The sequence below is a fragment of the Candidatus Magnetominusculus xianensis genome (assembly GCA_001541255.1).
In the GTDB taxonomy this organism is placed as follows: Bacteria; Nitrospirota; Thermodesulfovibrionia; order Thermodesulfovibrionales; family Magnetobacteriaceae; genus Magnetominusculus; species Magnetominusculus xianensis.
In genome coordinates this window covers 68241-82920 of the sequence record LNQR01000032.1, presented here as the reverse complement: position 1 = coordinate 82920, position 14680 = coordinate 68241, and the positions used below count along the sequence as shown (strand labels likewise).

Genomic DNA, 14680 nt, shown 5'->3' with positions numbered 1-14680 from the left:
AATCATGGGTTGATAATACTATAAATGACAAATAATGCTCTCAAAAACCCTTTATAGCGATAGGTGCAAATTCCTATGTCGGAGCTTGGGTCCCTAATAAACACTATATATTTTTTATTGATATATGTTATTATTGATTGACATGAAGAAAGTAATATTATCATACATTGAGAAAGTCCCGGCGCTTTCTCCAACTATAGCGAAGATTGTGCAGTTGACCAGCAACGACATGTCCTCAGCCGTTGACCTCGTTCAGGCGATTAAACTCGACCCTGCCCTTACGGTAAAGGTGCTGAACCTTATAAATTCCTCATATTTCGGGATGCCTCAGGAGGTTACCTCCATAAACAGGGCTATCATCTTATTGGGTATGAATACGATAAAAAATCTTGCACTAAGCGCCGAGGTTCTATCTTCGTTTAATCCTGCCAAGGGCGCATTGTTTAATGTAGATAAGTTTTGGCAGCACAGTCTGGCCTGTGCGATTTCCTCGAAGTTGATTGCACAGAAGATTGTTAAGGACCCGGTCAAGCGGGAGGAATATTTTATCGCCGGGCTGATTCATGACATTGGTAAGATATTTTTTATAAAACATTTTCCACGGGATTATCTGTCTATGGTGAAGAAGATTGGGCCTGCTGACAGCTTGAATCATAAGGAGAAGCTGGTGTTTTCAATGGACCATGCGGAAGTAGGCGCACTCATAGCCGAGAAGTGGGCTCTTCCGCCTGACCTTGTTGCGTCGATTCGTTTACACCACGAAAAGAATGTCAAAGATGAGACGTCTTTTTTGCCAGCCTCCGTATATATTTCAAATCTGTACTGTAAGACGAATGGGTTTGGCGATGACATCGGCTCATCTGCTGTACCGATGCCGGACGAACAGGACTGGGCCAGACTCAAGCTTCGCAAAGCAGACGAGGCAGCGATACTGACGTGCCTGCCGGAGAAGGTAGAAGAGGCAAAGGTCTTTTTGCAAGTACGAAGCAGATAGTGGGATTCTTAGATATTATGTTTGCAGTTGACAAATATGCTGGTTAATCGTTATCGGCAGCAGCGGCGGGTTGTTGTATTAGTCTTGGCATTAGTCTTAAGGAGGCATAGTTGTTTATGAAAAAGGCGGTCTTAGTGATTTTACTCCTGTTTGTTATAACCTCGTGTGGCAAGAAAGAGGTCAAGGTTCAGCCCGCTGAGTCTATGAAGGCAAGGGTTGCTGTTGAAAAACTTCAGAAAATAAAAGATTATTATATCAAAAAAGACGCTGAAGGGCTTAGGTCAGCTATTACGCCCGAAGGCTTTAAGGTAATAGCCTCTAATATGAAAAAATTTGATTCAGTTGAGCTGAATTTATCTCCCCGCTGGGTTGACATCAAAGACGATTCTATTGTGGTACTATCAGCATGGGATGGGACGTGGAAGCACTCCGGTCAGACTATAACGGAGAAAGGGACTGCTATGTTTCTGTTTACCGGTACACCTTTGAAACTTGATGCAATACTGCGTGACAGCCCATTTATTTATCCTTAAAAATATTACGGTCAGCGTTGCAATAATGTTTGGAATATCGGAAAAGCGGCTTCACTCAGAAAGGGAGTTCGCAGCGCTTGACAGGAATTTTCTCTCATGGCTAAGAACCAGCGTATCACTGTTGGCATTTGGTCTGGGTGTTGAGAAATTTGGCATATTCATAGAGGGTCTTGTCAGTGTCTATCCTACCGTTTTTGCTGAAATTGCATACAAATGCAACAGAGGCATCTATTCTCAACGTGAGGGGATTGCAATAATGTTAATTGGGGCAGCCGTAGGATTACTTGGTTTTGTTCAATATCTGATAAGATTGAAACAGATGGAAAATAAAATATACACCTCAACGCATATATCTGGCATAATGATAACGTTTTTTGTTATCTTAACAGGATATTTATTTCTGTTGAATCTTGGAAGGCTGTTATAGGTTTTGTGAAATTGAAAGAAAAGACTAATGAATATCCCCGTGCACAGGCACACATGGCAAACGAGAGGACATTTCTCGCATGGATTCGTACAACTATCGCGATAATGGCCTTCGGCTTTGTCGTGGAGAAATTCGGCTTGTTTATGATGAAATTCACAGAGATACTAACTGCTGCTGGCGGAAAACGCGAAAAAGTCGAAGGCATGGAACATTACTCATCACACACCGGCATATTCCTGATAGCCATAGGGACGGTGATTGCTATGCTGGCGTTTGTTAAATACATGAACACTGAAAAGCAGATCAATGGTGAAGTCTACCTTCGTTCCATCGCATTAGATATCCTGATGACGATTGCCATAATAATTATTGCCGTGTTGTTTACACTTCATTTAATACAATCAGGGATATGACAAATAAGATTCACCCCCTTAATGAGCTGGTTAGAATCATCGCAGAATTTCGTGCCAGTGTTAATAATAGTGTGAATAATAAGGGGAAGAAGTTAGTTTTTACCAACGGGTGCTTTGACATAATCCACGCTGGACATGTCCAGTACCTGCAAGAGGCAAGGGCGCTTGGTGATATGCTTATAGTTGCCGTGAACTCAGACGATTCTGTCAGAAGACTAAAGCCCCGCAGACCGATTGTCACGCAGGCAGAGAGGGCGCTTGTGTTGTCTGCCCTTGCGGCTGTGGATTACGTTTTGATATTTGACGAGGATACACCGATTGAGGTAATATCGGCGCTGAGGCCGGATATCCTTGTGAAGGGCGGAGACTGGAGAAAAGAAGACATCGTAGGGTCGTCAATCGTGCCGGATGTGTACAGTCTGCCATATGTCGCGGGGATGTCAACAACAGGGATTATTAACAAGATACTGGAAGCATATAGCTGAAAAACATACTAAGTACAATCAAAGAGCATCTCAGTCCATGCCTGAGTCCCCCACCAATACATGAGAGGATATATAATCTCAAGGGCAGCCTGTTGCCGCTGTTATTAACTCAGCACAGGGAGAGCTTCCTGCTTATAACAAACTCAGACGACGATTTCAATTCACTATCTGAAAGTTATGACTTCTTTGCGGCAATAACCGGGGCTAAACCGATTCTCCGGCTTCCCGCCCCTGACGATTCCGCCTCTACGGGGGCGCTTGTGGAAATCCTCGCCACAACCGACAAGGGCGCATCGGCAATGGCCTCCATTAAGACCATTACAACGCCGTTAAATATCTCACAGCTCGATTATTTTTTAATCAAAAAGGGTGATGAGAAATCAAGGGAGGATTCACTCAAAAAACTCCTGTCCTTCGGCTATAAACAGACTGCCCTGGTTATTGACAAGGGCGAGTGCAGTCTAAGAAACTATATCTTGGACTTTTACCCCGTATCAAAGGACAATCCCGTCAGGATAGAGTTCTTTGGTGATGAGGTTGACTCAATAAGGGAGTTTTCTGTAGAGACACAGAGGACTACGAAGACACTTGATGAGATTTCCATATTTCCTCTAATATTCGCTGCCGGTCCAATTGACAGCCAAAGCTCTCTTATTGAATTATTTGACGTATCACGCGTGTTTATTTTTGCAGAGTCGGCGGCAGAGGGGAAGGCGTTTTTGAAGACGTTACCAGCGGCGCCACCGGTAACAGTGCTTTCTGATACCACGTTTGACACCACGGGTGTTGACGCCCGCAGCCTGTCATTAAGCGGACTTGGGGTGTTACTGGAGGAGCGCACATCGGTTTCCGAAATTCCACAGGCTGTGAGCGGTTTGCTCAATGGCTGCCGTGTGATGATAGTCTCGGCGACAAAGGCGCAGGGCGAGAGGCTTAAGGATATATTCATTGAATCAAACATGCCGGTTCCTGTGATAAAAAAAGAAGACGCAGCCACTTATGAAGGCAATATATTTATCACAGTAGGTATGCTAAACGAAGGATTATATATAGACGGGCTTATAGTCCTGACAGAGACTGAGATTTTTGGAGAGGTGCAGCGCCACAGGACTCAGAAGAAGCCCGGGATGTCAAATATATTTAAGATACTTGAGGAGTTAAAGCCCGGCGACTATATCGTTCACTTTGATCACGGCATCGGTATATTCGAGGGGCTGCGCCAGGAGCAGGCGGACAACTTTGTCTATGATATGCTGATAATCAGGTATGCCGACGACGCACGCCTCTATGTGCCAGTCGGCAGTATAAATCTGATTAAGAAGTACTGGGCAGAGGAGGGAGTGCTGCCGCGTCTGGATAAATTAGGCGGCAAGACATGGCAGCGCGCAAAGGGCAGGGCCAAAAAAAGAATAGAGATACTGGCAGAAAAACTCATAGCACATTACGCAGAGCGTGAGGTTGCAAAGGGATTCGCCCTCAGTCCTGACGGCCCGCTTCATGCCGAATTCGACGATTTCTTCCCATATGAACCAACACCCGATCAAATCTCTGCGGCAGTGGAAATTAAAAAGGACATGGAGTCAGACAAGCCCATGGACAGGCTCCTCTGCGGCGACGTAGGATATGGCAAGACCGAGGTAGCCATGCGGGCGGCCTTTAAAGCCGTCTTTGACGGCAGACAGGTAGCAGTCCTTGTGCCGACGACAATACTGTGTGAACAGCACTATTTGAATTTCAAAGAGCGCTTTTCCCCGTTTCCGGTAAAAGTGGATTACATCAGCCGGTTTAAAATGAAATCGAAGGCAGATGAGACGCTAAAGAAGCTGGCAAAGGGTGAAATAGACATAATCATCGGGACTCAGTCACTCTTGAGGAAGAATTTAGACATACCGGCCCTTGGACTATTAATCATAGACGAGGAACACCGGTTTGGGGTTGCCCAAAAGGAGAGGATAAAGGAGCTGAAAACGGGGGTACACTGCCTTACGCTCAGCGCCACGCCGATTCCTCGGACGCTTCAGATGTCCCTGTCCGGCATCTGGAAGATGAGTGCAATAGAGACAGCCCCTGAGCTAAGACAGTCTGTTCGCACAAACATCTCTGTTTTTGACCAGCAAATCATCAAAGAGGCCCTCCATAGGGAACTTCAGCGTGGGGGGCAGGTCTTTTTCGTCCACAACCGGATTAAAGACATAGACAAGATAGCGGCAATGGTCAAGGGGCTGGTCAAGGACAAGAGGGTTGCCGTTGGGCACGGTCAGATGAACAACTCCGAGCTTGAGGAGATTATGCTGGACTTCATAAAAAAGAAAATAGACATCCTTGTCTCTACTGCCATAATCGGCTCAGGCATAGACATCCCAACGGCCAACACGATAATCGTAAACAGGGCTGACACAATGGGGCTTGCCGATTTGTACCAGTTGCGCGGGCGTGTGGGCAGGAGTAATGTCAAGGCATATGCGTATTTTTTTATACCCGGTGAGGACCTGATATCAGCGGACGCAAAAAAACGCCTGACCGCCATACAGGAGCTTAGTTATCTGGGCGCGGGTCTGAGGCTTGCCCTGAAGGACATGGAGATTCGCGGTGCCGGTAACATGCTGGGGGCAGAGCAGTCCGGGCATATTCATGCGCTTGGATTTGATACATACATGGAGATGCTTGAGGAGGAAATATCACGGCTTAAGGGAATACCCATAGAGAAGGAGAAAGAGCCGGTGATAGAGCTGAAAATAGAGGCCCATATACCGGAGGGCTATGTCGATGAGGTCTCGGTTCGGTTGAATTTCTACCGGCGCCTTGCCCTGGCTAAAGAGGAGGCAGATATCTTCGACCTCGAAGACGAAATCATAGACAGGTTTGGTAAGCTGCCAGCCCCGGCAGAGGCGCTTTTCAATCTGATGCGAGTTAAGATACTCTGCAAGAAAATAAGGGCGGCCTCTGTAAAGCGGCTAACCGGCAAGGTACAGGTGCAGTTTTTTGAAGAAGGTACAGATGTGCTTGCCCGCATGGCGTCTGAACATAAGAAATATGGACATAAGCTCCATTTCCTGCCGCTTGGTTTTGAGATCATGCTTAAGAACATCGGTATTGAAGAAATCCCGCGTCTCTTAATAGGTCTTTTTAAGACAATTGCCGCAGACTTGTAAAAAAAGCGCATAGTTCAAAAAGCCTTGTCATAACACCCCGCAGCGAATATAGATAAATCGTCAGGGTTCGTGATACAATAATATCTGGTTCATGATGCAATAATATGCAGTTATTAACTGTCTCATAATAATATAGATTCAAAGGGGCGAAGAGCCCCGTAGATGGGGTGCAGGGGACAAGTTCCCTGCCGGGAGTTTGAGGGCAGAGCCCTCATTCTTCAAGTTGGTTCTATTATGAGACACTTAATAATCGCACAGGCAATTGAGCGGGCGTTGCCCGCAGCCGGTAAAATATTGTGAATAACGGAGGTATAGATGGCGTCTTTCAAGGATGCTTCGGAGTGCTGGAAAGAGATATTGTCAAATCCAAAGGAAAACGTGGGGCTGCTCTCTGACATAGAACGTTTCGCAAAGGAAAACACCAACCCGACAAACGTAGTCTTCGGGACTTCCGGCTGGCGTGGTGAAATCGGCCTCGACTATACCTTTAACAATATGAAGATAGTCACAGAGGCTATTATTGCTATGTTCAGGGAGGAGGACCCTGCCGTCATGGAGGCCCTCGGCGTTAAGGATTTAAAAGAGATTCAAAAAAGAGGCGTTATCGTCGGGCATGACAACAGATTCTTAGGGCCGGACTTTGCTATGACGGCTATAGGGCTTTTAAATCGTGCAGGGATTGCGGCTTACTACTCCGGTGAGACCACAACGCCTGAGTTTTCCTCTGCACTTGAGGAACTTGGCGCTGCTGCATCCATCAATCTGACCCCTTCACATAACCCGGCACGCTGGGCCGGGTATAAGTTCAACCCCTCAGACGGCGGACCGGCAGGCCCTGAGATAACGGAGGTCATAGAGAAGTTTGCCAATAAGATGATGGCTGACAGGGTAATAATCCCCGATGCCAAAGCCGAAAATTACAAGACCATAGACCCCGTTGCCCTGTACGAGAAATACATTAACAGAAAGAAGACCATTGACCTTGATGCGATAAAAAAGTTTATTGCTGATAATGACGTGTTCATCTGCGTTGACCACGTACACGGCTCAACACGCGGGAGGCCGCAGCGCCTGCTTGGTGATATGGGAGATAAAATAAACTATCTCAGACTGGAAAACGATTATTTGTTTGGGGGTATTGCCCCTGAGCCATCGTCAAAGAATATGCAGATGGTAACTGATGAACTCAGGGCGTCAAAAGCAGCTCTGACCCTTGGCGTTATTATGGACCCCGACGGCGATAGAATCAGATTCACTGATGGTACTACCGAACTGCCGATGAATGCATTTGGTGCGCTGGCCTTTCATTTTTTTCATACGCACAAGAAACTCTCCGGTGTCGTGGCAAAGTCTGTGGCCACAAGCAACTTTGTCAACGCGATAGCTGAAAAACTTGGCGTCACGCTCAAAGAGACAATGGTGGGATTTAAAAATTTTAGGCCGTTCATGCTTCCCTCAGCAACAGAACGAGCAATTATAACATTTGAGGAGAGCGACGGCATCTCCGGCTATAACCATACGCTTGAGAAGGACTCGATGTTTGGTCTGCTCATAGCAATAGAGATGATGATGTTAACCGGAAAGACAATCGGGGCGTATTTTAAAGATGTGCAGGAGGAGTTTGGGTACTTCTACCCGGACAGGTCAGGCGTGGAAGTTGACCGCGCCCTTGTTGGTAAACCCCTCGTAGAGAAACTGTCAAAGATAAAAGATACCCTTACACCCGGCTCTTCTGTAACGTTCGGCAGCAAGTCAAAATCAGTAAAAAACATCATAACCGTAGATGGCACAAAGGTAATATTTGACGATAACTCATGGCTCTTGATAAGACCCTCGGGGACTGAGCCAAAGGTGCGCTTTTATATAGAGACGCGCTCGGAAGACGAAAAAGACATTATGTTTAAAAAGGCCGAAGAGATAACAAAGGCGGCAATCTCGGCATAAGCAGGGCTGCGCGAGACAGCTATACTTTATATTTTCGGGCGAGTATTGCGTTTTTGAGAAATGACGATGCCGCATCGTGAAGCACGTTTGACAAATACGCGATTATTGTGTTATTCTGTGATATACGTATTGTGGATTTACACAGGGGGAACGCCATGTATGTATTCATACAGTGGCATTTTATGAACCAGGGACAGAGTTAGGGAGGAGGAACATATGAAGGCAGCAAGGGTAATGGTTTATCTTTTGGGCACAGTATGTTTGTCGTTGTTAGTTGCTTCGGGTGTAATGTATAACGCTGCAACTGCTGAAACAAAGACCCCGGAATCTAATGCTGCGGCAAAAGACCCCTTGCGCGGGCAGCCCTTCAGCGACCCTGCGAAGGTCTTTGAGATGTCCCCTGAATGGATAAAGCAGGGGATAAAATATGAATCGTGGGCAGAGGGGGCAGACCTGGCCCTTGCCCTTGACCAGCAGATATATCCGGCGGTACTGCCGCTGGTGAGGGAATTCGAGAAAAAGAACGGACTTAAGATTGCTGTCGAAGAGGGCACGTGCGGCATTGCTGCCGGTGCAGCTTCGAAAAAGACAGTGGATATATCAGCAATGTGCTGCCCGCCGGGAGATACAGACCGTCTGCCCGGCCTTAAGTATCACACGATGGGGGTTTCCTCGAAGGCAATAATCGTCAACAAGGAAAACCCTGTTTCAAATATTTCGCTTGCAGAATTGAGAAAGATATACAGGGGTAAGATTCACAAATGGTCTGAGCTGAAGACCACGGGCGGCACACCCGGCCCGGACGCCGACATAAGACCTGTTGTCAGGCTTCACTGTAAGACGAGGCCGGGGCACTGGTGCCTGATTCTTGGGAAGGAAGACCTCTTCAGCCCCAGGGCTATGGAAGTCGGTTCTATCCCCAATATGCTCTCCCAGGTAGCGGCGCTTAAGGGTTCCATAGGATACGAAACCCTCTGGATGGCAGCGACCTACGGGTCAAAGGATAAGATAAAGTTTTTAACCATCGATGGAGTTTCTCCGCAGGACGATGCTGCTGTTGCCGCCGGAAAATACAGCATCTACAGGGTAATGAATTTCACCACGTGGGACGACCCAAAACTGGCAAAACCGAATGCAAAGAAACTGCTTGACTACATAATGTCCAATCTGGACAAGGTAGATAAGAGTTTCGGAATTATCCCCGCACCTGTTTTACGCAAGGCTGGCTGGAAATTCACGGGCGACGAACTTACCGGAGAGCCAAATTGATAATTTCACGCACGCAGCTAAGGTAATCCACAGGCTGTATGTTTAACAGGATACCGCTGACCTTAAAGATGGTCATTGTCACGGTGGTAGTCAGCGTGATTGCCAGCGCGGGCTTAGGGTATTACAGTACCCGCCGGTTATCGACCGCGTTAGACTCACAGTTGCATGACCGCCTTGCTAAACGCTCTGTAGTAGACCGTGCAAGATTCGATACTTACGTCCTGGGTTTCCACCAGACCGCGGTCTTGTTGTCAAAACAACATTCAATTGTTGATTATGTAAAGGGTGATAAGTGGGGCAAAAACAAATTGATAACTACTCAGGATGAAATCCCGCCCTGGCTGCCTGGCACTGCCGCGCTCAGGCTTATTGCCGACTTCACATACGCCGCTCTATTTGACTCCGAAGGTAATCCCAGAGAGGTATACACCGAGGATATGAAGCCGATTCCATCCACCTTGATAGGCAAGGGAGGAGTGCTTAACCAGATGAGCCGTGCTCAGGCATTTATGACGATGATAGACGGTGTGCCATATATAATAGCGTCTGAGACCGTTACAGATGAAACAGATAAACCTCTGGCGACACTTATGCTGGCCCACCCATTAGACGATAACTTCCTCCTGTCAATAGAGGGCGCTGCCAACAGAGATACCGCCTTAGCTTTAATTATGGGAAAAGAGCCGGTCATAATAGCAAGCAATAACCCAGATACACTGCCTTCGGGCACGTTAGTATCATCTCTCAAAGGAAAATATATTTTCACAGGGAAATCCTTTCTTGACTACGGAGAGACAGAGATAAAAATAATGTTTGCCTCCCTGATTTCAACAAGTGAACTAAGCAGGTTGAAAAGTGAAATAACGGGTACTCAAATCAAGGTTGGGATAACCGGAACAGCCATTCTTGTTTCAATTTTTACGCTGATAATGTTTATGATTACAAGGCGTATAGAGAGATTAAGCACCAACATTTCCATGTTTTCACAAGAGCAGCTTGGCCTTGTCCAGACTGATGATACCAAAGACCTTAAAGGCGACCAATTGTATGTAATAGAAAAACGTTATAAAATCCTTGCTGACGAAATCACCGCATCCAGAGACCGTCTGATGAAAAAAACAGAAGAGTTGATCTTAAGCGAAAAACGCACCCGTGCAATAGTAGAAAACGTCCCCACAGGCATTATAACTACCGACATCAATACAACGATTGTATCTGTGAACCCTGCATCTGAGGCAATCTTCGGTTATTCTTCAGAAGAGTTGACAGGCCGGAGCTTTTTTGATTTGACAACAGACGAACCCAGCCGTGTACTGAAGGCGCTTACCCTGACAAAGGAATTCAAGACGCACGAGATGAGTGGAAAACGAAAAGATGGAACAGTCTTTCCCGTGGAAACTATGATGAGCTGCATGGACCATGGGGACGATAAGATAATAATCATAATGGTCATAGATATTACAAAGCGCAAGCAAGATGAGGAGGCCATCAGACAGGCACACGAAGAACTCGAGGCAAAGGTAAGGGAACGGACGGCAGCGCTAACCGCAATCAACGAACAACTGTCGGGGGAGGTTGCAGAGCGTAAGCGCGCTGAGGAGATAAATGAACGTCATCTCGACATACAGAGAATAATCAGCCAGGTGCTGGACATTGCCCTTGAGCCGATTCCTCTTGATAGTCAGCTTGAGCATATAATTAACCTGGTCTTGTCCATCAAGTGGCTTTCTATTGACTCAAAGGGATGTATCTTTTTGTTTAATGAAGAGACTAACCAGTTAGACATGAAGGCACAGCATGGTCTTTCAGATAAGATACTTGAACTCTGCCATAACGTGCCATTAAATAAATGTATATGCGGCAGGGCGGCGGCGAGGAAGGAAATCATGTTTACAGACACACTGGACGACCTTCACGACGTAACGTATTCAACCATATCGTCTCATGGTCACTATTGCGTACCAATACTTTCCGGGGCTGATAAGATTCTCGGTGTGCTTAACCTATATGTCAAGGAAGGCCATACCAGCAATGAAATAGAGGTAGAGTTTCTCAAATCAATGGCAGACACTCTGGCTGGTATCATACAGAGAAAACAGACTGAAGAGAAACTCAAGATGTCTGAAGACCTGTTTATGAGTTTTATGAAAAACAGCCCTCTTGCCGCGTTTATGAAAGACGAGACAGGTAAGTACGTCTATGTAAACGACAACTTCAGGGAAATAAGCCACGTTGAGGCAAAAGACGTTATAGGAAAGACAGACAAGGACATTTTCCCTGCGAAGTTGGCCGATGCCCTGCGCGAACACGACGCCGTTGCACTGTCGGTAAATAAGACAATAGATATGGCAGAGACGTTCCCTCATGATGACGGCCCGCACCAGTGGCTTGTAATCAGGTTTCCAATTAAAGACCCTTCGGGACGGCGGTTTATCGCTGGTAAGTGCATTGACACTACCGCCCATAAACGCGTGGAGGAAGCCCTGAAAAAAACAGAGGAAAAATACTATAATATAATAAACAGCACGGCAGATGGTTTCATTGAGCTTAACCGCGCATATGAGATAACCAGTGCTAATGATGCAATTATAAATATGCTTAAAACGACGAGGAGAAAGATAATCGGCAGAGGCGTTCTCAACACTGTACACCACGCAGAGGCCGGGGCATTTGGCGGTGCGTTGGGTGAGTTATGGAAGGGGGTAGGGGTTGCTGCAACCGTAACGCTTCAGGCGGATGACGGAACGCTCCTGCACACGCGTGTAAACGCAACGCCTGTAAAAAACGATGGGGCCAGGTCAGCCAGGGCAGACGGGGCGTTTGCCCTTATTACAGATATAACTGAACTCGTAGAGATAAAGAACTCTATTTCAAGATACTCTGATGAGTTGAAGCGCAGCAATCAGGAGCTTCAGGACTTCGCTATCGTTGCCTCGCACGACCTTCAGGAGCCGCTGCGTAAGATAATAGCCTTCGGAGACAGACTGCGAGCCAAGACCGGCTCATCCCTCACGGAAGACGCCGCTGACTACCTGCAAAGAATGCAGGGGGCGGCAAGCCGAATGCAGCGCCTTATTGAAGAGCTGCTGAGTTTTTCGAGGATAACGACCCGCGCAAAACCATTCACGCCTACTGATCTCAACGCCATTATGCAAGGGATTGTCTCAGACCTTGAGGAGCGCCTTATGCGTACTGGCGGGCGCGTGGAGTTCGATTCGCTTCCCGTTATTGAGGCAGACCCTATGCAGATGCACCAGTTGTTTATGAATCTCACGGCAAATGGATTAAAGTTCCATGCAGAGGGTGTTGTGCCGGTGGTAACGCTAAGGCTTAATCTTACAGATAGTTCGGGTAGTTCCGGGCAATACTATGAAATCGCAGTTACGGACAACGGCATTGGCTTCGATATGAAATATGTAGACAAGATATTTAAACCATTTCAGCGGCTTCATGGCCGGGGGCAATATGAAGGGACAGGCATGGGATTAGCAATTTGTGATAAAATAGTGAAGCGCCACGGCGGGCTATTGACCGTAAACAGCGCACCGGGGGCAGGTACAACCTTTACTGTGCGGCTGCCGGGTAAGAGAGAAACAGAGAAAACGGAGACGATAGCTTGAAAACAGATGAAAAAGCATTAGAGCAATTTCAAATTCTCCACGCCGATGATGACGAAGACGACAATATCCTGATAGCAGACGCGTTCAAAGAGACCGGCCTCAACGCCAATATTACATGGGTTGAGGATGGTGAGAAGCTGCTGGAGTATCTGTCAAAAAAAGGCCATCCCGACTTGATACTGCTTGACTTGAACATGCCGAGGAAAGACGGCCTTGAGACGCTGCAAGCGATAAAATCAGATGTAACCATGAGACCTATTCCAATCATAGCAATGACGACATCATCTTCAAAAGAGGACATACAGCAATGCTATAACCTTGGCGTAAATTCGTATGTCAGGAAACCTGAGAGCTTTGACCGCCTGATAGAAATTGCAGGAATAATCTCAAAATACTGGTTCAATGCAGTTGAACTTCCCGAAAAACCTGAAAAAATGACTACGGACAGCCAATGCGTAAAGATATTCACAAAAAAAACAGATAAGGGTTACAGATGAAAGAGATGAGAGTACTGCTCATTGACGACGACGAAGAGGATGTTCTCCTTGTAAGGGATTACATAAGGGAAGGGTTTAAGAATGTTTCTCTGAAGATCGTGGATGTGCAGACAGTTCCCGATGCGATAGACAAGCTGCTCACTGACAAATTCGACATAATAATTGTGGACTATATGCTTGGAGAGACGGACGGCCTTGAGGTAATCGAAAGGGCGCGTCTTGAGGGAATCACCACGCCGATTATTTTCCTGACGGGCCAGGGGGACGAGGAGATAGTGCTTTTGGCGATGAAAAAGGGCGCTAAGGATTATCTGAATAAGGCCCGCATTACGGCTGAACTGCTCTGTCACTCTATAATGAACGCGATAAAGCTTGGCGAACTGCAATCGATGCGCCTGGATGCGGAGCGGGCGCTCAGAGAATCAGAGCTGAGGTACAGGACTTTAGTAGCGTTTTTACCGGCCATCGTGTGCGAGATGTCAAACGAAGGTATAATAGATTTCCTCAACGACTCGGCAACCAGAATACTTGGCATTAATCCTAAAGAACTCATCGGCAGGGGCTGGAGGGATTGTTTCCTGCCGCAGGCACAGAAAAGCAGCGGAGATGAGGATTTCTCCCGCAATCTGGAGAAGTTCTACAATATCCTGTCACTGTGCAGTATAAATAACCTTGAGCTGAAGACAAGCATTGAAGGCAAGACAGATAAATACATAAACTGGAACTCTACGTGTCTGTATAAAGACGACGGCACCCCAAATAGTATCATATGCGTCGGAACTGACGTAACCGAGATAGCAATACTAAGGGAAAAGCTGCATAAGCTGTCCATCGTGGATGAGCTTACCGGGCTTTACAACCGTCGTGGTTTTTACACGCTGGCAGAGCAGCAGTTTAAAATGGCCGGACGGTATAGCAAACAAATGCTGATAGTGTTTTTAGACCTTGACGGCCTGAAGCACATAAACGACACAAGGGGACACAAAGACGGCGACATAATAATAAAGGCAGCGGCAGACGTGTTGAAAGATACGTTCAGGGAGTCGGACATCATTGGGCGAATGGGTGGAGATGAGTTCATTGTCCTCGTCACAGAAATGGCGGATGAGGCAGAGGATACGATTAAAACCCGTCTTGCCGAAAATATCGAGGCATATAATCTATCCCTCAGGGAAAACAACATGACGCTGTCCTTAAGTACAGGTATAACTATATATGACCCAGTAAAACCAGCCACGCTGGATGAGTTGATAATCGCGGCAGATGCGCTGATGTACAAGGACAAGGAACACAAAAAGGCAGGACGGCGGACCATCGCATAATAATATACACCGGTAAAATATCCA

Annotated in this window: 11 protein-coding genes; all 11 read left to right on the top strand. The window is 46.8% G+C overall.

Going from position 1 to position 14680, the window contains the following annotated elements:
• The first annotated feature begins 142 nt into the window (after window positions 1-142).
• The 11 genes from ASN18_RS04735 to ASN18_RS04685 all read left to right on the top strand — a co-directional run bounded on the left by ASN18_RS04735 (window position 143) and on the right by ASN18_RS04685 (window position 14656).
• Window positions 143-994, top strand: coding sequence for an HDOD domain-containing protein (locus tag ASN18_RS04735; protein WP_236861520.1), 852 nt, complete (start codon window positions 143-145; stop codon window positions 992-994).
• Window positions 995-1110: 116 nt separating this feature from the next.
• Window positions 1111-1527 carry a hypothetical protein gene (locus tag ASN18_RS04730; protein ID WP_085051535.1) on the top strand — a complete coding sequence of 139 codons (417 nt, stop codon included), beginning with the start codon at window positions 1111-1113 and terminating at the stop codon, window positions 1525-1527.
• Entirely contained in the window at window positions 1502-1954 is a 453-nt protein-coding gene (locus ASN18_RS04725) for a YidH family protein (RefSeq protein WP_236861519.1), read from the top strand. Before ASN18_RS04730 ends, ASN18_RS04725 begins: the two co-directional genes overlap by 26 nt.
• A gap of 5 nt (window positions 1955-1959) precedes the next feature.
• Window positions 1960-2367: a YidH family protein gene (locus tag ASN18_RS04720; protein ID WP_236861518.1), complete on the top strand. Its 408-nt coding sequence runs from the start codon at window positions 1960-1962 to the stop codon at window positions 2365-2367.
• Complete coding sequence (gene rfaE2 / locus ASN18_RS04715; protein ID WP_085051531.1) at window positions 2364-2852, top strand: D-glycero-beta-D-manno-heptose 1-phosphate adenylyltransferase; 489 nt, start codon at window positions 2364-2366, stop codon at window positions 2850-2852. The genes ASN18_RS04720 and rfaE2 overlap by 4 nt, the downstream gene beginning before the upstream one ends.
• Window positions 2853-2944: 92 nt before the next feature.
• A complete protein-coding gene (gene mfd / locus ASN18_RS04710; RefSeq protein WP_085051529.1) occupies window positions 2945-6004 on the top strand; it encodes a transcription-repair coupling factor in 3060 nt (1019 codons plus the stop codon).
• A gap of 315 nt (window positions 6005-6319) precedes the next feature.
• The gene (locus ASN18_RS04705) at window positions 6320-7948 is read left to right on the top strand and encodes a phosphohexomutase domain-containing protein (RefSeq protein ID WP_085051527.1); all 1629 of its coding nucleotides are present in this window, start codon (window positions 6320-6322) and stop codon (window positions 7946-7948) included.
• A gap of 216 nt (window positions 7949-8164) precedes the next feature.
• On the top strand, window positions 8165-9217 hold the full coding sequence (locus ASN18_RS04700; protein ID WP_085051525.1) for a substrate-binding domain-containing protein: 1053 nt from the start codon (window positions 8165-8167) through the stop codon (window positions 9215-9217).
• A gap of 38 nt (window positions 9218-9255) precedes the next feature.
• Window positions 9256-12837: a PAS domain S-box protein gene (locus ASN18_RS04695; protein WP_085051523.1), complete on the top strand. Its 3582-nt coding sequence runs from the start codon at window positions 9256-9258 to the stop codon at window positions 12835-12837.
• The gene (locus ASN18_RS04690) at window positions 12834-13334 is read left to right on the top strand and encodes a response regulator (RefSeq protein ID WP_085051521.1); all 501 of its coding nucleotides are present in this window, start codon (window positions 12834-12836) and stop codon (window positions 13332-13334) included. Before ASN18_RS04695 ends, ASN18_RS04690 begins: the two co-directional genes overlap by 4 nt.
• Complete coding sequence (locus ASN18_RS04685; RefSeq protein ID WP_085051519.1) at window positions 13331-14656, top strand: GGDEF domain-containing response regulator; 1326 nt, start codon at window positions 13331-13333, stop codon at window positions 14654-14656. Before ASN18_RS04690 ends, ASN18_RS04685 begins: the two co-directional genes overlap by 4 nt.
• Window positions 14657-14680 lie beyond the last annotated feature (24 nt).